The following is a 19083-nucleotide window of genomic DNA, read 5'->3' as shown; positions in this document are numbered from 1 at the left end:
AGCGTCCCAGGAGTATGGTCCATTCCCATGGCGGAAACGTGGGCCACTTTGGGCGTCGACCTGCACCTGGAGCCGACCGGACCCGGCGTGCGCCGCGGCCTGACCGACGCGCTGCGCGAGGCGGTGCGCACCGGCCGGCTGGCCCCCGGCACCCGGCTGCCCTCCTCCCGCGCCCTCGCGCCCGACCTGGGCGTCGCCCGCAACACGGTCGCCGACGCCTACGCCGACCTGGTCGCCGAGGGCTGGCTCACCGCCCGCCAGGGCTCGGGCACCCGGGTCGCCACGGGAGTGCCCGCCGCGCCGTTCGCCCAGACCCCGCCCGGCGGCCCGGCGCACCCGCGCCGCCCCCCGTCCCGCCCCCGCCACGACCTGCGCAGCGGCAGCCCCGACCTGGGCTCCTTCCCCCGCGCCGCCTGGCTGCGCGCCGCCCGCCGGGCCCTGACCACGGCCCCGCACCACGTCCTCGGCTACGGCGACCCGCGCGGCCTGCCCGAACTGCGCGCCGCCCTGGCCGGCTACCTCGCCCGCGCCCGCGGCGTGCGCACCGACCCGGAGCACGTGCTGATCTGCTCGGGCTTCGCGCACGGGCTGCGCGTCCTCGCCGAGGTGCTGCGCCGCCGCGGCGCCTCGACCGTCGCCGTCGACTCCTACGGCCTCGACGTGCACTGGAACCTGCTGGCGGCGGCCGGACTGCGCACCCGGCCGCTGCCCTTCGACGACCTGGGCACCGTCACCGGCGGCCTCGCGGACGCGGGGGCGGTGCTGCTCACGCCGTCGCACCAGTTCCCGATGGGCGTGCCGCTGCGGCCCGACCGGCGCGCCGCCGTCATCGAGTGGGCCCGTCGCACCGGCGGCCTGGTCCTGGAGGACGACTACGACGGCGAGTTCCGCTACGACCGCCAGTCGATCGGCGCGCTCCAGGGCCTCGCCCCGGACCGGGTGGTGTACCTGGGCACGGCCAGCAAGTCGCTGGCGCCCGGGCTGCGGCTGGGCTGGATGGCGCTGCCGCCGTCGCTCGCCGAGGAGGCCGCGGCGGCCAAGGGCGCGATGGAGACCTGCGGGGTGCTGGACCAGCTGACGCTGGCGGAGTTCCTGGCCTCCGGGGCCTACGACCGGCATGTGCGCTCGGCGCGGCTGCGGTACCGGCGCCGCCGGGACGCCCTGGTCGAGGCGCTCGCGGCCCGTGCTCCCGACGTGCGCGCCACCGGGATCGCGGCCGGTCTGCACGCCGTGCTGCGGCTGCCGCCCGGCACCGAGCCGGCCGTGGTCCGGGCGGCGGCCTGGCAGGGCCTCGCCGTCTACGGCCTGGCCCGCTTCCGCCACGACCGGGCCGCCGTCACCGCCCCGGACGACGCCCTGGTCGTCGGCTACGGCACCCCACCGGACCACGCCTGGACAGCGGCCCTGGACGCGCTGTGCCGGGTCCTGCCGTAGCGACGACCCGCGACGACACCCCGAGAGCCACCGGGGCGACGGCTCAGCGCGCGTCGTCGGCCGGGGTCCTCGCCGCCGCCGTCTCCTCCGCCGGCGCCTCCCCGAACCGGGCCAGCGCCAGCGCCCCGGCGATCGCCACCGCGAAGCCCAGCACCGCCAGCCAGGCCAGTCCGTCGCGGGTGCGGTCGCCCAGCCAGACCACGCCGACCGCCGCCGGGCCGAGCGTCTCGCCGAGCACCATGCCCGCCGTCGCCGTCGTCACCGAACCGCGCTGGAGGGCCGAGGTCAGCAGCAGGAACGCCGCGCCGCCGCCCAGCACCAGCGCGTACGCCGCCGGGTTGGCGAACAGCCGGGCCGGACTGACCGAGTCCACCAGCCGCACCGTCACCTCGACCACGCCGAACCCGCAGCCCGCGCCCAGACCCAGCAGCAGCGCCCGGCCGCGTTCCGGCAGGCGTCCGGCGACCGCGCCCAGCGCGAGCACCGCGAGCGCGGCCCCCAGCATCACCCACCGCAGCGCCGCCGAGCCGTCCTCGTGCCCCTCGGCGCCCGAGGCCAGGCCCAGCATCGCGAGGCCCGCGCAGACCACCCCGACCGCTGCCCACTCGGTGCCGCTCAGCCGCACCCGCAGCAGCCGCGCCGCGGCCACCGCCGTCACCGCGAGACTGGACGCCAGGGCGGCGCCGACCGCGTAGATCGGCAGCGAGCGCAACGCCACGATCTGGAGCAGGAAACCGAGTCCGTCCAGGGCCAGGCCCGCCAGGTACCGCCACTGCCGCAGCGCCCGCAGCAGCAGTGCCGCGTCGCCGCCCGAACCCCCTCCGGCGTCGGCCGCCGCCCGGGCGGCGACCGCCTGGAGCACCGTCGCCGTACCGAAACACACCGCCGCGCCGAGCGCGCACACCATTCCGAGAAGCACCCGGCGACTCTAGGCCCTGCCCGCACCACCCGCCCCCACCACCCGTAACCAAGCCCCGCCCCCGAGGCCCGCATTGAGCCCCCCCACCTCCACCCCCGCCCCACCCCCTCCCACCTCACGCCTGAACCGATCCCCCCTGGGCATGCGCATGGCGGTGTCTTTAGGCTGGCGGCCGGAGAGCGGCCGCGCACGCGGCCGGTGGTCGACCACGACGGGGAGAGACGGACATGGCGGACGCACGGCGACAACTGCGGTCGGCGACGGTCGTACTGGGCGGCATGGGACTGCTCGCGACGGCACTCACCGCCTGCTCCTCCGCCCCCGACAAGCGCTGCGTCGACCGCGGCAGCTACACCGCGGCCAAGGGCTACAAGGTCGTCTCCGACAAGAACTGCAAGTCCACCGGCAAGACCTCCGCCAACGGCGTCTGGTACTACGGCGGCAAGAAGAAGAGCGGCTGGGTCACCGGCGGCTCTCTCACCAAGCCCGGCAAGGGCTCCGGCGGCTCCAGCGGCTCCAGCGGGTCCAGCGGCGGCCACGGCGGCGTGGACCGGGGCGGCTTCGGCAGCGGCCACGGCAAGTCCGGCGGCTGACGCCCGCGATGGAACGCCGTACGATCGCCCCCCGGCCCGGCTGGCAGCAGACCGTCGAGGCCCAGGGGCTCATCTATCCCCTGACCCGGTACCCCGACGACAGCCTGCGGCCCTACTGGGACGAGAGCGCCCACTACGTCTTCTCGCTGCCCGAGGTCGAGGCGCTGGAGGAGACGGTCGAGGAACTGCACCGCATGTGCCTGGCCGCGGCCGAGCACATCGTCGCCACCAACCGCTTCGCCGACCTCGGCATCACCGACCCGCGCGTCGCCGGGGCCGTCGCCGAGGCGTGGCGCCGGCGCGCCGAACTCCCCGCCGTCTACGGCCGCTTCGACCTGCGCTACGACGGCACCGGGCCGGCCAAGCTGCTGGAGTACAACGCCGACACCCCCACCTCCCTGGTGGAGGCGGCCTCGCCCCAGTGGTTCTGGATGGAGGATCGTTTCCCCGGCGCCGACCAGTGGAACTCCCTGCACGAACGCCTGGTGGCCGCCTGGCGCGAGCAGGCCCGCCTGCTGCCGCCGGGCAGCCCGCTGCACTTCGCGCACTCCGCCGACGACGAACTCGGCGAGGACCTGATGACGGTCGCCTACCTCAAGGAGACCGCGGAACAGGCCGGGCTCGCCACCGACTGGATCTCCATGGAGGAGATCGGCTGGGACCCGCTGTCCGGCCGGTTCGTCGACAACGGCCTGCACTTCATCCGCGCGATCTTCAAGCTCTACCCCTGGGAGTGGCTGACCACCGACCGCTTCGCCGGCCATGTCCTGGACACCCTCGACAACGGCGGCGGCACCGGCTCCACCCTGTGGATCGAACCCGCCTGGAAGATGCTGCTCAGCAACAAGGCGCTGCTGGCGATCCTGTGGGAGCTCTACCCCGGCCACCCCAACCTCCTGCCCGCCCACCTCGACGGCCCGCGCGACCTGGCCGCCGGGCCCGGCTACGTCGCCAAGCCGCTGCTGGGCCGCGAGGGCGCCGGAGTGACCGTCCACCCGCCGGGCACGCAGGCCGCCGTGCGCGAGGAGCCCTGCTGCTACCAGGCCCTCGCCCCGCTGCCCGCCTTCGACGGCAACCACGTCGTCCTCGGCGCCTGGGTGGTCGGGGACGAGGCCGCGGGTCTCGGCATCCGCGAGTCCTCCGGCCTCGTCACCGACGAGTACGCGCGCTTCGTCCCGCACGTGATCCTCTAGGCGCGGTCCGACGGGCGTTCTCCGGGCACGGCTCGACGGGCGTTCTCCGGGCACGGCCCGACGGGCATTCTCCGGGCACGGCCCGGCGGCCGTGTGATTCTCTGGGCGGTCCGGCGACGCGTCGCGCCCGCGGCGCGTCCGGTCCGGACAGGACGGGAGACGGCAGACATGAGGTTCCTCCTCGAAGTCACGGTGGACGACGCGCTTCCCGCCGGGGAGAAGGCGGCCGAACTGGGCCGGATCCTGCGCTACTGGGGCGGCAACCTGCACCACTACGCCCTGGAGCCCGGCGACGGCTCGGCGGTGTACGACTCCGGCTACCGGGAGGTCGGCCGGTGGCGTCTGACCGGGGACGACGAGGGCTGAGCGCGCTCGCATGGTGGACGCCGGGCCGGGCGCCGCACGGCGCCCGGTAGGCTGACGGCGGGCCGTGACTGGCGCGCTGGACCCCGACGCGGGGCTCCGAGGATGGGACCGACCATCGGGAAGCGGCCCGGGTGAAAGAACTGTGCCGTGCGCCTGGGCCGTACCGTGAACGCCGAACGCCACGTCCGGAGGTCCTAGACATGACCGCGCCCCTCTCCACCGAGTCCACCGCCTTCCGCGCCGCACTCGACGTGATCCGCGCCGTCGAGCCGCGCGTCGCCGATGCCATCGGCCAGGAGGTCGGCGACCAGCGCGAGATGCTCAAGCTGATCGCCTCGGAGAACTACGCCTCCCCGGCCACCCTGCTCGCGATGGGCAACTGGTTCAGCGACAAGTACGCCGAGGGCACCGTCGGCCGCCGCTTCTACGCCGGCTGCCGCAACGTCGACACCGTCGAGTCGCTCGCCGCCGAGCACGCCAGGGAACTCTTCGGCGCCCGCCACGCCTACGTCCAGCCGCACTCCGGCATCGACGCCAACCTGGTCGCGTTCTGGGCCGTCCTCGCCGACCGGGTCGAGGTCCCCTTCCTCCAGAAGACCGGCGTCCGCCAGATCAACGACCTCTCCGAGGCCGACTGGGCCGAGCTGCGGCACGCCTTCGGCAACCAGCGCATGCTGGGCATGTCCCTGGACGCCGGCGGCCACCTCACCCACGGCTTCCGTCCGAACATCTCAGGAAAGATGTTCGACCAGCGCTCCTACGGCACCGACCCGGCCACCGGCCTGATCGACTACGAGGCGCTGCGCGCCCAGGCCCGCGATTTCAAGCCGCTGATCCTGGTCGCGGGCTACTCGGCCTACCCGCGCCTGGTGAACTTCCGGATCATGCGCGAGATCGCCGACGAGGTCGGCGCGACCCTCATGGTCGACATGGCGCACTTCGCCGGCCTGGTCGCGGGCAAGGTCCTCACCGGCGACTTCGACCCGGTGCCGCACGCGCAGATCGTCACCACCACCACGCACAAGTCGCTGCGCGGCCCGCGCGGCGGCATGGTCCTGTGCGACGACTCCCTCAAGGACCAGGTCGACCGCGGCTGCCCGATGGTCCTCGGCGGCCCGCTCCCGCACGTCATGGCCGCCAAGGCCGTCGCCCTGGCCGAGGCACGGCAGCCCGCCTTCCAGGACTACGCCCGGCGGATCGTGGACAACGCCCGCGCGCTCGCCGAGGGCCTGACGCGCCGCGGCGCCACCCTGGTCACCGGCGGCACGGACAACCACCTCAACCTGATCGACGTCGCCTCCTCCTACGGCCTCACCGGCCGCCAGGCCGAGGCCGCGCTGCTGGACTCCGGCATCGTCACCAACCGCAACGCCATCCCGGCCGACCCCAACGGCGCCTGGTACACCTCCGGCATCCGCGTCGGCACCCCGGCCCTGACCACCCGGGGCCTGGGCACCGCCGAGATGGACGAGGTGGCCGGCCTCGTCGACCGCGTCCTGACCACCGCCGAGCCCGGCACCACCAGCAAGGGCGCGCCCTCCAAGGCGCAGCACGTGCTCGACCCGAAGGTCTCGGACGAGATCTCCCAGCGGGCCACGGACCTGGTCGCCGGCTTCCCGCTCTACCCGGAGATCGACCTCGGCTGACCCGTCCCGGTGAACGACGGGGCCCCTCGCCCGACGCCCCCTTCGCGCGGCGGTCCGCCTCCCCGGCGGGCCGCCGCGCGGCGTTCTCCGGCCGCGCAAACCCGGCCCGTCGGGGGCGGTGGTCAATGAGAGAATGGTGAGCATGGCCACTGATCGACCTCGCGTGCTCTCCGGAATCCAGCCCACCGCGGGCTCGTTCCACCTCGGCAACTACCTCGGCGCCGTGCGCCAGTGGGTGGCCCTTCAGGAGAGCCACGACGCGTTCTACATGCTCGCCGACCTGCACGCGATCACGGTCACGCAGGACCCGGCCGAGCTGCGCGCCAACACCCGGGTGGCCGTCGCCCAGCTGCTGGCCGCCGGCCTCGACCCGGACCGCTGCACGCTCTTCGTCCAGAGCCATGTGCCCGAGCACGCCCAGCTCGCCTGGGTGATGAACTGCCTCACCGGCTTCGGCGAGGCCGGCCGGATGACCCAGTTCAAGGACAAGTCCGCCAAGCAGGGCGCCGACCGCACCTCGGTCGGCCTGTTCACGTACCCGATCCTCCAGGTCGCCGACATCCTGCTCTACCAGGCGCACGAGGTGCCGGTGGGCGAGGACCAGCGCCAGCACATCGAGCTGACCCGTGACCTGGCCGAGCGCTTCAACGGCCGCTACGGCGAGACCTTCACCGTCCCCAGGGCGTACATCCTCAAGGAGACGGCGAAGATCTACGACCTCCAGGAGCCGACCGCGAAGATGAGCAAGTCGGCGTCCACGCCGAAGGGCCTCATCAACCTGCTGGACGACCCGAAGGCCACCGCGAAGAAGGTCAGGAGCGCGGTCACCGACACCGACACCGTCATCCGCTACGACCCGGAGACCAAGGCCGGCGTCAGCAACCTCCTCACCATCTACTCCACCCTCACCGGTGCGGGTATCGGCGAACTGGAGGAGAAGTACGCGGGCAAGGGCTACGGTGCGCTCAAGACGGACCTCGCCGAGATCATGGTCGAGTTCGTGACGCCGTTCAGGGAGCAGACCCAGCAGTACCTGGACGACCCGGAGACGCTGGACTCGATCCTGGCCAAGGGTGCGGAGAAGGCCCGCGCGGTCGCCGCGGAGACCCTGGCGCAGGTGTACGGCAAGGTGGGCTTCCTGCCCGCCAAGCACTGACCCGCCTGCCGGGCACCGACCCGCCCGGCAGGCACCGACCCGCCCCGCACCGTCCGGCCGCGGGGCGCCGGACCGCCGGGCCCCGAGGCGCACCACGGCTCGCGCGGCGGACCGGGCAGAGCGCTGCACATCACTGCCGCCGCGCCTGCCGCCGGCCCGCCCGTGGCCGTACAGTCGAAGGCCGGACGGCCGCGACGCGACGGCCGGAGCCCGAGTGGTCGGGGCGACACGGCCGGGTGCGCGGCGGGGGACGGCGCCCGGGACGACGACAGACCATCGGCACGACGACAGGAGACGACGTGGGGACCGTAACGATCGGCGTGTCGATCGCGGTCCCGGAGCCTCACGGCAGCCTGCTCCAGGAGCGGCGCGCGGGCTTCGGTGACGCCGCGGCTCATGGCATCCCCACGCACGTCACCCTGCTGCCGCCGACCGAGGTGGCGGCCGCCGAGCTGCCGGCGGTCGAGGCCCATCTGAGCGAGGTGGCCGCCGCCGGGCGCCCCTTCACGATGCGGCTGTCCGGCACCGACTCCTTCCGTCCGCTGTCGCCGGTGGTGTACGTCCGGGTGGTCGCGGGCGCCGAGGAGTGCACCCGGCTCCAGCAGCGGGTGCGGTCCGCCTCCGGGCCGGTGCCCCGTGAACTCCAGTTCCCCTACCACCCGCACGTCACGGTGGCGCACGGCATCGACGAGGCCGGGATGGACCGCGCCCAGAAGGAGCTGGCCGACTACCGGGCCCAGTGGCCGTGCACCGGCTTCGCCCTGCACCGGCAGGACTCCGCCGGGGTGTGGCACAAGCTGCGCGAGTTCACCTTCGGCGGCCGCGGGACGGTGCCGCCCCAGGCGTCCCCCGCCGACGACCACGGCACCCTCCCCACCCGCTGACCACCCCCGCCGCCCCGCCTCCCCTCGTGGCCCCGCGGAGCCGCTCGGGGCCCTACAGCGGCAGCCGCCGGTACAGCGCGCGCGGCAGGTGCCGCAGCACCGCCGTCACCACGCGCAGCGCCCCCGGCACCCACACGCTCTCCGAGCGCCGCCGCAGCCCCAGCTCGACGGCCGTGGCGACCTCCTCCGGGGTGCAGGCGAGCGGCGGCACCCGGTGGCCGGGGCGCGCCGGAGCGCGGACGGCGTCGGGGCGCACGATCATGACGTGCACGCCCGTGCCGTACAGGGCGTCGCCCAGGCCCTGGGCGAAGACGTCCAGGCCGGCCTTGCTGGAGCCGTAGAGGAAGTCGGTGCGGCGGGCCCGTGCGGCGGCGGCCGCGGAGAGCACGACGAGCGAGCCGCGGCCCTGGTTCTGGAGCAGCCGTGCGGCGGTCAGACCGGCGGAGAGGGCCCCGGTGTAGTTGGTCCGCGCGACGCGCACCGCGGCCGGCGGGTCGCGCTCGTCGTAGGCCTGGTCGCCGTGGATGCCGAAGGCCAGCAGGACCATGTCGACGCCGCCCTCGGCGAACACCTTGCCGAGCGCGTACTCGTGGGCGTCGGTGTCCAGCGCGTCGAAGTCGACGGTGTGCACCTCGGCGCCCAGGGTGCGCAGGTGCGCGGCGGCTCCGGCCAGTTCGGGCGAGGGGCGGCCCGCCAGCCAGATGGTGCGGGTGCGGCGCGCGACGAGCCGGCGGGCGGTGGCCAGCGCGATCGGGGACGTGCCGCCGAGCACGAGCAGGGACCGGGGGAGACGGGCGGGACCGGAGGCGTTCTTCACGGCAGCCGACTGTATCGTCCGGTTATGCGCGCTTTGTCGCAGAAACGCTGTGTTGGCGCGCGCGTTGAGGGGGAACGGTCCGACCATGGACTGGCTGAAGAAGCTCCCGGTCGTCGGGCCCCCGCTGGCGCGGCTGATGCTCACCCACGCGTGGCGGTCGTACGAGCGCCTGGACCGGGTGAAGTGGACGCGGCTGGCGGCCGCCATGACGTTCGTCAGCTTCGTCGCGCTCTTCCCGCTGCTGACCGTGGCCGCCGCGATCGGCGCCGCCACCCTCACCGGGGCCCAGCAGCGCACCCTGGAGGGCAAGATCGCCCAGCAGTTCCCGGGTCTCGGCAACGAACTCGACATCGCCTCCCTGGCGCAGAACGCCGGCGCGGTCAGTGTCATCGCGGGCGCGGTGCTGCTGCTGACCGGGGTCAACTGGGTGGCGCAGGTGCGCGACTGCCTGCGCGCGGTGTGGGAGCTGGCCGACCCGGACGAGAACCCGGTCCTGGTCAGGCTGAAGGACGCCGGGATCCTCGTCGGCCTGGGCGGCGCGGTGCTGGTCACCTTCGCCGCCTCCGCCGTCGCCTCGGCCGCCGTGGGCTGGGTGTCGCGCCAGGCGGGTCTGGACGAACACGGCTGGGGCAGCGTGGTGTTGCGGGTGATCGCGTTCGTCGTGGCCGTACTCGCCGACTTCCTGGTGCTGTTGTACGTCCTGACGCTGCTGCCCGGCGCGGAGCCGCCCCGCCGCCGGCTGCTGGTGGCCGCGCTGAACGGCGCGGTCGGCTTCGAACTGCTCAAGCTGCTGCTGAGCGGCTACATCCAGGGCGTGGCGGCGAAGAGCATGTACGGCGCGTTCGGCGTCCCGGTCGCCCTGCTGCTGTGGATCAACTTCACCTGCAAACTGGTGCTGTACTGCGCGGCCTGGACGGCGACCGGCAGCAAGGCGGACCCGGAGCCGGCCGGGGCGCTCAGGAGCGGGAGCGGCGGCGCACCAGGTCCGGCAGCGGCCAGCGGCGGTTGACCAGGAAGGCGCCGGCCGCCAGCAGCACCACCAGTCCGCCGGCGATGCCGAGGGCGACGCCCATGCCGCGGGAGCCGCCGCTCACCGCGGCGCTCGCCACCGGCCCGGCCGGCGCACCGCCCTGTCCGCCGCCCGCCTGTCCGCCGCCCGCCGCTCCGGCCGAGGGCGCCGCCGGTGTCGCGCCCCGCGCGCTCCGGGGCGCCACCAGTTCGCCCACCGGCTGCGCCTTGCCGGCCGCCTGGAAGCCCCAGTCGAAGAGCTTCGCCGTCTCCCGGTAGACCTCGTTGTGCTCCTTCTTCTCCGGGTTCATCACCGTGACCAGCAGCACCCGGCCGCCGCGTTCGGCGACGCCGGTGAAGGTGGCGCCGGCGTTGGTGGTGTTGCCGTTCTTCACCCCGGCGATGCCCGGGTAGACGGACATGTCGTAGTCGCCGCTGAGCAGCCGGTCGGTGTTCTGGATCTCGAAGGAGTCCCGGGTGGTCTTCCCCTTCTTGTCCTTCTTCGTCTCGCCGGGGAACTCGGCCCGCACGGTCGAGCAGTAGGCGCGGAAGTCCTTCTTCTGGAGCCCGGAGCGCGCGAACAGGGTGAGGTCGTAGGCGGAGGAGACCTGCCCGGGCGCGTCGTAGCCGTCCGGGCTGACCACGTGGGTGTCCAGGGCCTGGAGGTCCTGGGCGTGCGCGTTCATGTCCGCCACGGTGGCCCCGACGCCGCCGTTCATCGCGGACAGCACGTGCACGGCGTCGTTGCCGGAGCGCAGGAAGACGCCGAGCCACAGATCGCGCACGGAGTAGCTCTCGTTCTCCTTTATGCCGACCAGGCTGGAGCCCTCGCCCATGCCGGCCAGGTCGCTCGTGATCACCTTGTGCTGCTGCGCCGCCGGGAACTTCGGCAGGACGGTGTCGGCGAACAGCATCTTCAGGGTGCTGGCCGGGGGCAGCCGCCAGTGCGCGTTGTGCGCGGCGAGCACCTGCCCGGACTCGGCGTCGGCGACGATCCAGGAGCGGGCGGTGAGGTCCTTGGGCAGCACCGGCACGCCGGCCGAGAGGTTCACCTGGGTGCCCGCCAGGCCGAGGCGGGCGCCGCCGAGGGTGGACATGCCCGCCGGGGGAGCGGCCGGCTTGCCGGACTTGGGGCCCGGTGCGGCGAGGGCGGCGGGCGCGGTCAGCGACAGGGACAGCAGGGCTGCGGAGGCGACCAGCAGGGTGCGCTGGGCGCTCTTGTGGGGTGCGGGCACGGTCGGAAACGTACCCGCACCGCCCGCCGGGGCCGCACCCGAGCCCCCGCTTCCACCCCCGGCCCGGCCCCGGGCGCCCGGCAGCGATACTGAAGGCATGAAGCTCAGCCGCCCGGTCTCCTGGTTCCTGCTCGTCTTCGGGGTGTGGAGTTGGATCATCTGGGTCACTTTCGTCAAGAATCTCGTCGCGGACAGCAGCGGGCTCGCGTTCGACGACGGGCACCCGACGGCGTACTTCTGGGTGCATCTCGCGCTGGCCGTCGTCTCCTTCCTATGGGGGACGGCCATCGGCGTCCTCGGGTTGCGCGGACTGCGCGCACTGCGCCGGACGTCATAGCCCCCCAGGGCCGCCGCCCTTGCCGCGACTCTCCCGCGTGTGCGGGCGTCAGGGGACGAGAAGGCCAACAGAACCGACATTTCATACCATTTCACCAAGCCACCGGGAACTCCTGAGGACTTGCTGTGAAACAAACTGGATACGGTTCTTCATAACGTCTTCTCATCCTCTCCAAAACCCTCTTCCCCCGGGCGAAACACGTGTGATTAGGTTGCCGCGCCACTCAGGTGTGTGGCGCATGCACGACGGCCCGGGCGGGCCCGGGAGGGACATCACCGATGCGGTCGGTTCGCATACGGATTCTGTTGGCGCTGCTCGTGGTGGCGATCGTGGGCGTGAGCGCCTGGCGGCTGCTCCCCTCCCGGGGCGGGACCGACAAGACGATCACCGTCGGCACCACGGACGCCGTCACCTCGCTCGACCCGGCCGGCGCCTACGACGCCGGCTCCTGGGCCCTGTACAGCAACCTCTTCCAGTCGCTGCTGACCTTCGAGTCCGACGGCACCACCCCCGTCCCGGACGCCGCCAAGAGCTGCTCCTTCACCGACACCGGACTGCGCACCTACCGCTGCCGACTGCGCGAGGGCCTGAAGTTCCCGAGCGGACGCGCGATGACCGCCGAGGACGTGAAGTACTCCTTCGACCGGGTCAAGAAGATCAAGTCCGACGTCGGCCCGGCGTCCCTGTTCGACACCCTCGGCTCGGTGGACGCCGACGGCACGACCGTGACGTTCCACCTGACCACGCCGGACGCCACCTTCCCGTTCAAGGTGGCCACCGGCGCCGGCTCCATCGTCGACCACACCCGCTACCCGAAGGACGCGCTGCGCACCGGCGGCGACGTCGACGGCACCGGCCCCTACCGCCTCAAGCGGTACGTCAAGGGGAAGTCCGCCGTGATGGAGCCCAACGGCTCCTACGAGGGCGCGGTCACCGCCACCGGCAAGCCGGTCGAACTGCGCTACTTCGCCGACGGCGACGCGCTCGACACGGCCTGGCAGGACAAGACCGTCGACGTCGCCACCCGCACCCTGACGCCCAAGGTCCTCGCCGGACTCAACCCCAGCGACCCCGACCAGCGCGTATCGGTCAGCGACAGCTCCGAGACCCGCAACCTCTACCTCAACACCCACGCCTCCTCGCCGCTGCACGACGCCCGCGTCCGCCGCGCCGTCGCCTGGCTGCTCAACCGGGAGGAGCTGGCCTCCGACGTGTACGACGGGACCGTCGACCCGCTGTACTCGCTGATCCCGGCCGGACTCACCGGCCACACCACCTCGTTCTTCGACGCCTACCCCGCGCAGAGCGCCCAGAAGGCGCGCGCCCTGCTGACCGAGGCCGGCGTCTCCCTGCCGGTGCGCTTCACCTACGGCTACGGCGTGGGCCGCGGCGCGGGCGCCGAGGAGGCCGCGGCGATCAAGAAGCAGCTGGAGGCGAGCGGCCTGTTCAAGGTCGACGTCAAGGGCTACGAGTGGACCGCGTTCCAGAAGCGCTACACGGCCGGCAAGCTGGACGCCTGGGCGGTCGGCTGGGTCGCCGACTACCCCGACCCGGACACCTTCGGCGCCCCGCTCGTCGGCACCGGCTCCAGCATGAACACCGGCTACAGCAGCAAGGCCGTCGACGGCCTGATCACCGACAGCCGCCGCTACGCCGACCGCGGCAGGGTCTCCTCCGACTTCCGCGACCTCCAGGCGGACGTGGCCGAGGACGTCCCGCTGATCCCGCTGTGGCAGCAGAAGGAGTACGTCGTCTCCACCGAGGACGTCGGCGGCGGCCAGTACCTGTCGGACGGCACGGGCGTCTTCCGGCTGTGGAAGCTCACCTGGATCTGACCGTCACCCGTCGGCCGCGGACCCGGCCGGCCGTTTCTCGGCCGCCGGGTCCGGCAGCGCCTTCGTCATGCCGGGCAGGAAGTCCGTGAACAGCTCGTGGACCTCCAGCACCAGGGGCCGCAGCACGCGGAAGCGGGCCAGCGAGACGCCCCGCGCGGTCAGGCGGGCGCCGCGCTCGGCCAGCCGGTAGCTGCGCCGACGGCCCTCGGTGCGGTCGAACACCCAGTACAGGACCAGCCCCATCTGGGCCAGCCACATCAACTCGGGCAGCACCTCGCGCAGTTCGGGAGCCACCTTCGTCCGCGCCCCGTACAGCACCTCCTTGTGGACGCTGATGGCCTCCTCGCGGGCGTGCTCGGACTCGGTGGAGAAGGGGCTGAGCGGACTGTCCGGGTCGGCCGCGTTCTTGAAGAACTGCACCGCGAACTCGTGGTACGGCGTGGCGATGTCCAGCCAGGTCTTCAGCACCCCGGCGAGCCGCGCCTCCAGGTCGGTCTCCCGGTCCAGGACCTCGCGCACCGCCGCCCGCTGCTCGGCGGCGATCCGGTCGTAGAAGCCCTGGATCAGGTGTTCCTTGCCCTCGAAGTAGTAGTACGCGCTGCCGACCGAGACCCCGGCCTCCGTGGCGATGGCCCGCATGGTCGTCTTGTCGTAGCCGCGCTCCTGGAACAGCCGCATGGCCGTCTCCAGGATCAGGGCACGGGTCTGCTCGGACTTGCTGCTGTTCTTCTCGGGCACGGGGAGAGCCTAGTCACTGGCCGCACGCCGTCACGGCCGGCGGCCCAGCTCCGGGCGCTTGGTGTAGTCGGTGAAGCCGAGGACGTTGCCCCACGGGTCGGCGATCTCCACCGTCCAGCCGGTGGCCACCGCCGACGGCTCGTCCAGCAGCGCGATCCCGGCCCGGGCCAGTTCCCGCGCCGCCGCCCGGGCGTCCGGCACCTCCAGCCAGATCCGCGGCGAGGGCCACGGCGGCGTGCGGCGGCCCAGCGCCTCCTCCGCGCGCAGCAGGACGCCCGGCGTCTCGCCGCCCACCTTCAGCAGCGCGATCCGGGCCTCGTCCAGCCGGAACGCCACCTCGAACCCGGCCCGTGCGTAGAAGCGGACGGCCTCGTCGAGATCCCCGACGGGCAGCAGCACGTTGTCGAACCCGAGCAGCTCGTACGACTCGTCATCTGACATGCGATCAGATTAGGTACGGTCCCGGCCCCCGCCCCGGCGCACACCCCGCACGACCGGCCCCCGCGTCACCCGCCCGGCCCACCGGGCGGCGGCCGCCGCGACAGCCCGAAGGGCCCCGCTCCGGTGGGAGCAAGGCCCTTCGCGCACAGACCGCGGGTGGCCGGGGTCAGAAGCGGCGCGTGATCAGCGCCCGCTTCACCTCGGCGATCGCCTTCGTCACCTCGATGCCGCGCGGGCAGGCGTCGGTGCAGTTGAAGGTGGTGCGGCAGCGCCAGACGCCGTCCTTGTCGTTCAGGATCTCCAGCCGCTGCTCACCGGCCTCGTCACGGCTGTCGAAGATGAACCGGTGGGCGTTGACGATGGCGGCCGGACCGAAGTACTGGCCGTCGTTCCAGAACACCGGGCAGGACGAGGTGCACGCCGCGCACAGGATGCACTTCGTGGTGTCGTCGAACCGTGCCCGGTCCTCGGCCGACTGGAGCCGCTCCCGGGTGGGCTCGTTGGTGTCCTTCGTGATCAGGAAGGGCATCACGTCCCGGTACGCCTGGAAGAACGGCTCCATGTCGACGACCAGGTCCTTCAGGACCGTCAGGCCCTTTATGGCCTCGACCGTGATCGGCTTCTCGGGGTTGATGTCCTTGATCAGCGTCTTGCAGGCGAGGCGGTTCTTGCCGTTGATCCGCATGGCGTCCGAGCCGCAGATGCCGTGCGCGCAGGAGCGGCGGAACGTCAGCGTGCCGTCCAGGTCCCACTTGATCTTGTGCAGGGCGTCGAGGACGCGCTCCTTGGGGTCGATCTCCAGCTGGAAGTCTTCCCAGACCGACTCCGCGGAGACCTCCGGGTTGAACCGGCGGACGCGGAAGGTGACGGTGATGTAGGGGGAGTCGGCGAATCCCGGCTCGGGCTGCCCGGCCGCATCCGCCTTGTCCAGAACAGGGGTTGCCATCAGTACTTACGCTCCATCGGCTGGTAGCGGGTCTGGACGACCGGCTTGTAGTCGAGACGGATGGATTCGGACCCGTCGGCGCCGACCTCGCGGTACGCCATGGTGTGGCGCATGAAGTTGACGTCGTCGCGGTTCGGGTAGTCCTCGCGGTAGTGACCGCCGCGGGACTCCTTGCGGGCCAGCGCGGAGACCGCCATGACCTCGGCCAGGTCCAGCAGGTTGCCCAGCTCGATGGCCTCCAGCAGGTCGGTGTTGAACCGCTTGCCCTTGTCCTGGATCGCCACGTTGCGGTAGCGCTCGCGCAGCTCGGCGATCTTCTCGACCGCCGTCTTGATCGTCTGCTCGGTGCGGAACACCATGACGTTGGCGTCCATGGTGTCCTGGAGCTCGCGGCGCAGCTCCGCCACCCGCTCGGTGCCCGTGGAGGACCGCAGCTGCTCGATCTGCCCGACGACGAGCGAGGCCGGGTCCTCCGGCAGCTCGACGAAGTCCGCGGTGTGCGCGTACTCGGCGGCGGCGATGCCGGCCCGCTTGCCGAAGACGTTGATGTCCAGCAGCGAGTTGGTGCCCAGGCGGTTGGCGCCGTGCACCGACACGCAGGCGACCTCGCCGGCCGCGTACAGACCCGGGACGACGGTGGTGTTGTCCGCGAGGACCTCGCCCTGGACGTTGGTCGGGATGCCGCCCATGGCGTAGTGCGCGGTGGGCTGGATCGGGATCGGGTCCGTGTAGGGCTCGATGCCGAGGTAGGTCCGCGCGAACTCGGTGATGTCGGGCAGCTTGGCGTCCAGCTGCTCCGGCGGCAGGTGCGTCAGGTCGAGGTACACGTGGTCGCCCTCGGGACCGCAGCCGCGGCCCTCGCGGATCTCCGTGTAGATCGAGCGGGACACGACGTCGCGGGACGCCAGGTCCTTCATGACGGGAGCGTACTTCTCCATGAAGCGCTCGCCGTCCTTGTTGCGCAAGATGCCGCCCTCGCCGCGGGCGCCCTCGGTGAGCAGGATGCCCATGCGCCAGATGCCGGTCGGGTGGAACTGGAAGAACTCCATGTCCTCCAGCGGCAGCCCGCGCCGGTACACGGCGGCCTGGCCGTCACCGGTCAGGGTGTGCGCGTTGGAGGTCACCCGGAAGAACTTGCCGGTGCCGCCGGAGGCGTAGATCACGGACTTCGCCTGGAAGACGTGGATCTCGCCGGTCGCCAGCTCGTAGGCCACCACGCCGGCGGACCGCTTGACGCCGTCGACCTCGGTGATCAGCTGGTCCAGGACGTAGAACTCGTTGAAGAACTCCACGCCCTCCTTGACGCAGTTCTGGTACAGCGTCTGGAGGATCATGTGACCGGTGCGGTCGGCCGCGTAGCAGGAGCGGCGGACCGGGGCCTCGCCGTGGTTGCGCGAGTGGCCGCCGAAGCGGCGCTGGTCGATGGTGCCGTTCGGGGTGCGGTTGAACGGCAGGCCCATCTTCTCCAGGTCGAGGACGGAGTCGATGGCCTCCTTCGCCAGGATCTCGGCGGCGTCCTGGTCGACCAGGTAGTCACCGCCCTTGACCGTGTCGAAGGTGTGCCACTCCCAGTTGTCCTCCTCCACGTTGGCCAGCGCGGCGGCCATGCCGCCCTGCGCGGCGCCCGTGTGGGAGCGGGTGGGGTAGAGCTTGGTCAGCACGGCGGTGCGGCTGCGCTTCGTCGACTCGATGGCGGCGCGCATACCGGCGCCACCCGCGCCGACGATGACGGTGTCGTACTTGTGGATCTTCATCAGTGGATGCCTCAGCCCCGTGCCTATCGGATGTTCGGGTCGAAGGTGAAGATCACCAGCGTGCCCAGCAGGATGGTCCACACCGTGGCGGTGTAGAGCAGGCCCTTCAGCCACAGCCGCGTGTTGGCGCGCTCCGCGTAGTCGTTGATGACGGTACGCAGGCCGTTGCAGCCGTGCAGCATGGCCAGCCACAGCATCAGCAGGTCCCAGACCTGCCACCAGGGGGAGGCCCAGCGGCCGGCGACGAAGGCGAAGCCGACCTTGGAGACGCCGCCGTCCAGGACGAGCTGGATCAGCAGGTGCCCGATGACGAGGACGACCAGCACGATGCCGGACAGCCGCATGAACAGCCAGCCGTACATCTCGAAGTTGCCCCGGGTCGACTTCGGGGTCTTCTTGGTGCGCTTGCGGGGGGCCTCGATGAACGGCGCCGGGTTGTCCACGGTGTAGACGGAGGCGCCCTCGACGGGGCCGATGCCGGAAGCGGGGGATTCGGTGGTGGACATGCGCGTCAGCTCCCGAAGACGACTCGAGCGGCGTGGCCGAGGACGGGGTAGATCGCCCCGATCATGAGCACGACCCAGACGCCGACGACGGTCCAGAGCATCTGCTTCTGGTAGCGGGCGCCCTTGGCCCAGAAGTCGACGGCGATGACCCGAAGGCCGTTGAGCGCGTGGAAGAGGATGGCGGCGACGAGGCCGTATTCCAGGCACGCGACGATCGGGGTCTTGTACGTGGACACGACCTTGTCGTAGTCCTCGGGAGACACGCGGACGAGCGCGGTGTCCAGCACGTGAACGAACAGGAAGAAGAAGATGAGGACGCCGGTGACTCGGTGAGCCACCCAGGACCACATTCCTTCCCGTCCGCGGTACAGCGTTCCAGCCGGCACGGAAGAACCCTCCGGGAGCGGGGACTAGGGCCGCGCCGGCTTCACTGTCGGTCGGGCCCGGCCGGGTACGGTCCACCGGCCCCCAGCATCGTAGCGATGCGCTGCCGCGAGCTTTGCAGCGGGCCTGCCGGTGTGATCAAACTGGCACTCAAACTTGCACGGACGGATGAGTCGGGGCGGCCGCCGGGCGGGCGGGCGCGTTCTGCTGCCGGACGCGGGCGGGTGCGGGCTGTTCGCGCCCCGCGGCGGAGCCGCTCGGGGGCGCGGCCCCGGGCCCCTCGACGGCGGTGCCGAGCCGCCCCCTGGCCAGACGGCGGAGTTCGTCCGCCGTGGTGATCCGTTCCTCTTCCGGATCGTTCGTCAATCGTGACCGGATCGCCGCCAGGGCCCGGTCCACGGCCTCGTCCGGGGCGATGTCGTCCAGGCAGACGACGAACCGGTGGCCGAACCGGGCCTCGTAGGCCGAGCGGGCGGCGCTCAGGGCCGTGGAGGCCGCCAGGTAGATGCCGGCGGGCAGAGCGGGCGCGGGCTCCGTCGCCAGCGCCTCCGCCAGGTCGGCCGGGCTCAGGTCGTAGGCCGCCTCGTCCGCCGCCGCCAGCAGGGCCGGCAGGTCGGGGTAGGGGCGGTGGGCGGTGAGGCGGTGGGCCCAGCGGGTGCTGTGCAGGCAGGTCAGGAGGGTGCGGCGGGCCTCGTCGGGCGGGGCGGTGTTGAAGTGCTCCAGGGTCTGCGCGGGCAGCGTGGGTCCTCGGACGGGGTCGACGGGATCGACGGGGGCGACGGGGGGTGAGCGGGGGGTGACGGGGCGATCGGGGGAGGGGCGAAGTGAGCTGTGCGGCCACGTTATAGGGAATGATCATGACCTGTCCGTCGCATACGCGGATTTCACCCG

Annotated in this window: 20 protein-coding genes and 1 riboswitch; of the genes, 10 read left to right on the top strand and 10 right to left on the bottom strand. The window is 72.4% G+C overall.

Annotated features, from left to right (window positions below; genetic code table 11):
• Positions 1-27 precede the first annotated feature (27 nt).
• Positions 28-1434 carry a MocR-like pyridoxine biosynthesis transcription factor PdxR gene (gene pdxR / locus ABEB07_RS17185; RefSeq protein WP_345669127.1) on the top strand — a complete coding sequence of 469 codons (1407 nt, stop codon included), beginning with the start codon at positions 28-30 and terminating at the stop codon, positions 1432-1434.
• A gap of 43 nt (positions 1435-1477) precedes the next feature.
• Here the strand turns inward: pdxR and ABEB07_RS17180 are convergent, their stop codons facing one another.
• A complete protein-coding gene (locus ABEB07_RS17180; RefSeq protein WP_176152093.1) occupies positions 1478-2341 on the bottom strand; it encodes a DMT family protein in 864 nt (287 codons plus the stop codon).
• Between the two features lie 239 nt (positions 2342-2580).
• Between ABEB07_RS17180 and ABEB07_RS17175 the strand changes: the two genes are divergently transcribed.
• From ABEB07_RS17175 to ABEB07_RS17150, 6 genes are all read left to right on the top strand, one after another.
• Complete coding sequence (locus ABEB07_RS17175) at positions 2581-2946, top strand: hypothetical protein (protein WP_345669125.1); 366 nt, start codon at positions 2581-2583, stop codon at positions 2944-2946.
• Positions 2947-2954: 8 nt separating this feature from the next.
• Complete coding sequence (locus tag ABEB07_RS17170) at positions 2955-4139, top strand: glutathionylspermidine synthase family protein (RefSeq protein ID WP_345669124.1); 1185 nt, start codon at positions 2955-2957, stop codon at positions 4137-4139.
• Positions 4140-4307: 168 nt separating this feature from the next.
• Positions 4308-4505: a hypothetical protein gene (locus ABEB07_RS17165; protein ID WP_345669123.1), complete on the top strand. Its 198-nt coding sequence runs from the start codon at positions 4308-4310 to the stop codon at positions 4503-4505.
• Positions 4506-4559: 54 nt separating this feature from the next.
• Positions 4560-4671, top strand: a riboswitch (ZMP/ZTP riboswitch).
• A gap of 34 nt (positions 4672-4705) precedes the next feature.
• The gene (locus ABEB07_RS17160) at positions 4706-6151 is read left to right on the top strand and encodes a glycine hydroxymethyltransferase (protein ID WP_345669122.1); all 1446 of its coding nucleotides are present in this window, start codon (positions 4706-4708) and stop codon (positions 6149-6151) included.
• A 142-nt stretch (positions 6152-6293) separates the two neighbouring features.
• On the top strand, positions 6294-7307 hold the full coding sequence (gene trpS, locus ABEB07_RS17155; protein WP_345669121.1) for a tryptophan--tRNA ligase: 1014 nt from the start codon (positions 6294-6296) through the stop codon (positions 7305-7307).
• Between the two features lie 299 nt (positions 7308-7606).
• Positions 7607-8191 (top strand): 2'-5' RNA ligase family protein, encoded by a 585-nt coding sequence (locus ABEB07_RS17150; RefSeq protein ID WP_176150215.1) that lies wholly within the window; start codon positions 7607-7609, stop codon positions 8189-8191.
• Positions 8192-8243: 52 nt separating this feature from the next.
• Here the strand turns inward: ABEB07_RS17150 and ABEB07_RS17145 are convergent, their stop codons facing one another.
• Positions 8244-9008: an SDR family NAD(P)-dependent oxidoreductase gene (locus ABEB07_RS17145; protein WP_345669120.1), complete on the bottom strand. Its 765-nt coding sequence runs from the start codon at positions 9006-9008 to the stop codon at positions 8244-8246.
• Positions 9009-9093: 85 nt separating this feature from the next.
• Here ABEB07_RS17145 and ABEB07_RS17140 point away from each other — a divergent pair, with 85 nt between their 5' ends.
• Positions 9094-10017 carry a YihY/virulence factor BrkB family protein gene (locus tag ABEB07_RS17140; RefSeq protein ID WP_176150217.1) on the top strand — a complete coding sequence of 308 codons (924 nt, stop codon included), beginning with the start codon at positions 9094-9096 and terminating at the stop codon, positions 10015-10017.
• Here ABEB07_RS17140 and ABEB07_RS17135 read toward each other — a convergent pair.
• Positions 9965-11251, bottom strand: a complete 1287-nt coding sequence (locus ABEB07_RS17135) for a D-alanyl-D-alanine carboxypeptidase family protein (RefSeq protein ID WP_345669119.1) — start codon at positions 11249-11251, stop codon at positions 9965-9967. The genes ABEB07_RS17140 and ABEB07_RS17135 overlap by 53 nt on opposite strands.
• Before the next feature lie 97 nt (positions 11252-11348).
• On the opposite strand from ABEB07_RS17135, the gene ABEB07_RS17130 reads away from it, so the two are divergent.
• Both ABEB07_RS17130 and ABEB07_RS17125 read left to right on the top strand, forming a co-directional pair.
• Positions 11349-11588: an SCO4848 family membrane protein gene (locus ABEB07_RS17130; protein WP_176150219.1), complete on the top strand. Its 240-nt coding sequence runs from the start codon at positions 11349-11351 to the stop codon at positions 11586-11588.
• Positions 11589-11866: 278 nt separating this feature from the next.
• The gene (locus ABEB07_RS17125; protein WP_164589554.1) at positions 11867-13423 is read left to right on the top strand and encodes an ABC transporter substrate-binding protein; all 1557 of its coding nucleotides are present in this window, start codon (positions 11867-11869) and stop codon (positions 13421-13423) included.
• A 3-nt stretch (positions 13424-13426) separates the two neighbouring features.
• Here the strand turns inward: ABEB07_RS17125 and ABEB07_RS17120 are convergent, their stop codons facing one another.
• The 7 genes from ABEB07_RS17120 to ABEB07_RS17090 form a co-directional block, all read right to left on the bottom strand.
• Complete coding sequence (locus tag ABEB07_RS17120; protein WP_176150221.1) at positions 13427-14161, bottom strand: TetR/AcrR family transcriptional regulator; 735 nt, start codon at positions 14159-14161, stop codon at positions 13427-13429.
• Between the two features lie 30 nt (positions 14162-14191).
• Positions 14192-14602, bottom strand: a complete 411-nt coding sequence (locus ABEB07_RS17115) for a VOC family protein (RefSeq protein ID WP_176150222.1) — start codon at positions 14600-14602, stop codon at positions 14192-14194.
• A gap of 166 nt (positions 14603-14768) precedes the next feature.
• On the bottom strand, positions 14769-15548 hold the full coding sequence (locus tag ABEB07_RS17110; protein ID WP_164589551.1) for a succinate dehydrogenase iron-sulfur subunit: 780 nt from the start codon (positions 15546-15548) through the stop codon (positions 14769-14771).
• Entirely contained in the window at positions 15548-17302 is a 1755-nt protein-coding gene (sdhA, locus tag ABEB07_RS17105; protein WP_164589550.1) for a succinate dehydrogenase flavoprotein subunit, read from the bottom strand. Before sdhA ends, ABEB07_RS17110 begins: the two co-directional genes overlap by 1 nt.
• 23 nt (positions 17303-17325) lie before the next feature.
• A complete protein-coding gene (locus ABEB07_RS17100; RefSeq protein WP_164589549.1) occupies positions 17326-17808 on the bottom strand; it encodes a succinate dehydrogenase hydrophobic membrane anchor subunit in 483 nt (160 codons plus the stop codon).
• Positions 17809-17813: 5 nt separating this feature from the next.
• A complete protein-coding gene (sdhC, locus tag ABEB07_RS17095) occupies positions 17814-18194 on the bottom strand; it encodes a succinate dehydrogenase, cytochrome b556 subunit (protein ID WP_009190275.1) in 381 nt (126 codons plus the stop codon).
• A gap of 148 nt (positions 18195-18342) precedes the next feature.
• Complete coding sequence (locus tag ABEB07_RS17090; RefSeq protein WP_425589020.1) at positions 18343-19038, bottom strand: 2-oxo-4-hydroxy-4-carboxy-5-ureidoimidazoline decarboxylase; 696 nt, start codon at positions 19036-19038, stop codon at positions 18343-18345.
• Between the last annotated feature and the right edge of the window lie 45 nt (positions 19039-19083).

Origin of the sequence: Streptomyces similanensis, from assembly GCF_039543625.1 — a bacterium.
Lineage (GTDB): Bacteria > Actinomycetota > Actinomycetes > Streptomycetales > Streptomycetaceae > Streptomyces > Streptomyces similanensis.
The sequence above is the reverse complement of the archived record's forward strand: the minus strand, read 5'-3'. Positions and strand labels throughout refer to the sequence as shown.

Excerpts from the sequence above, each read along its gene's own strand:
- pdxR (WP_345669127.1), top strand. The coding sequence starts at position 28 with ATGGCGGAAACGTGGGCCACTTTGGGCGTCGACCTGCACCTGGAGCCG.
- ABEB07_RS17180 (WP_176152093.1), bottom strand. The coding sequence starts at position 2,341 with ATGGTGTGCGCGCTCGGCGCGGCGGTGTGTTTCGGTACGGCGACGGTG.
- ABEB07_RS17175 (WP_345669125.1), top strand. The coding sequence starts at position 2,581 with ATGGCGGACGCACGGCGACAACTGCGGTCGGCGACGGTCGTACTGGGC.
- ABEB07_RS17170 (WP_345669124.1), top strand. The coding sequence starts at position 2,955 with ATGGAACGCCGTACGATCGCCCCCCGGCCCGGCTGGCAGCAGACCGTC.
- ABEB07_RS17165 (WP_345669123.1), top strand. The coding sequence starts at position 4,308 with ATGAGGTTCCTCCTCGAAGTCACGGTGGACGACGCGCTTCCCGCCGGG.
- ABEB07_RS17160 (WP_345669122.1), top strand. The coding sequence starts at position 4,706 with ATGACCGCGCCCCTCTCCACCGAGTCCACCGCCTTCCGCGCCGCACTC.
- trpS (WP_345669121.1), top strand. The coding sequence starts at position 6,294 with ATGGCCACTGATCGACCTCGCGTGCTCTCCGGAATCCAGCCCACCGCG.
- ABEB07_RS17140 (WP_176150217.1), top strand. The coding sequence starts at position 9,094 with ATGGACTGGCTGAAGAAGCTCCCGGTCGTCGGGCCCCCGCTGGCGCGG.
- ABEB07_RS17130 (WP_176150219.1), top strand. The coding sequence starts at position 11,349 with ATGAAGCTCAGCCGCCCGGTCTCCTGGTTCCTGCTCGTCTTCGGGGTG.
- ABEB07_RS17125 (WP_164589554.1), top strand. The coding sequence starts at position 11,867 with ATGCGGTCGGTTCGCATACGGATTCTGTTGGCGCTGCTCGTGGTGGCG.
- ABEB07_RS17115 (WP_176150222.1), bottom strand. The coding sequence starts at position 14,602 with ATGTCAGATGACGAGTCGTACGAGCTGCTCGGGTTCGACAACGTGCTG.
- ABEB07_RS17110 (WP_164589551.1), bottom strand. The coding sequence starts at position 15,548 with ATGGCAACCCCTGTTCTGGACAAGGCGGATGCGGCCGGGCAGCCCGAG.
- sdhA (WP_164589550.1), bottom strand. The coding sequence starts at position 17,302 with ATGAAGATCCACAAGTACGACACCGTCATCGTCGGCGCGGGTGGCGCC.
- ABEB07_RS17100 (WP_164589549.1), bottom strand. The coding sequence starts at position 17,808 with ATGTCCACCACCGAATCCCCCGCTTCCGGCATCGGCCCCGTCGAGGGC.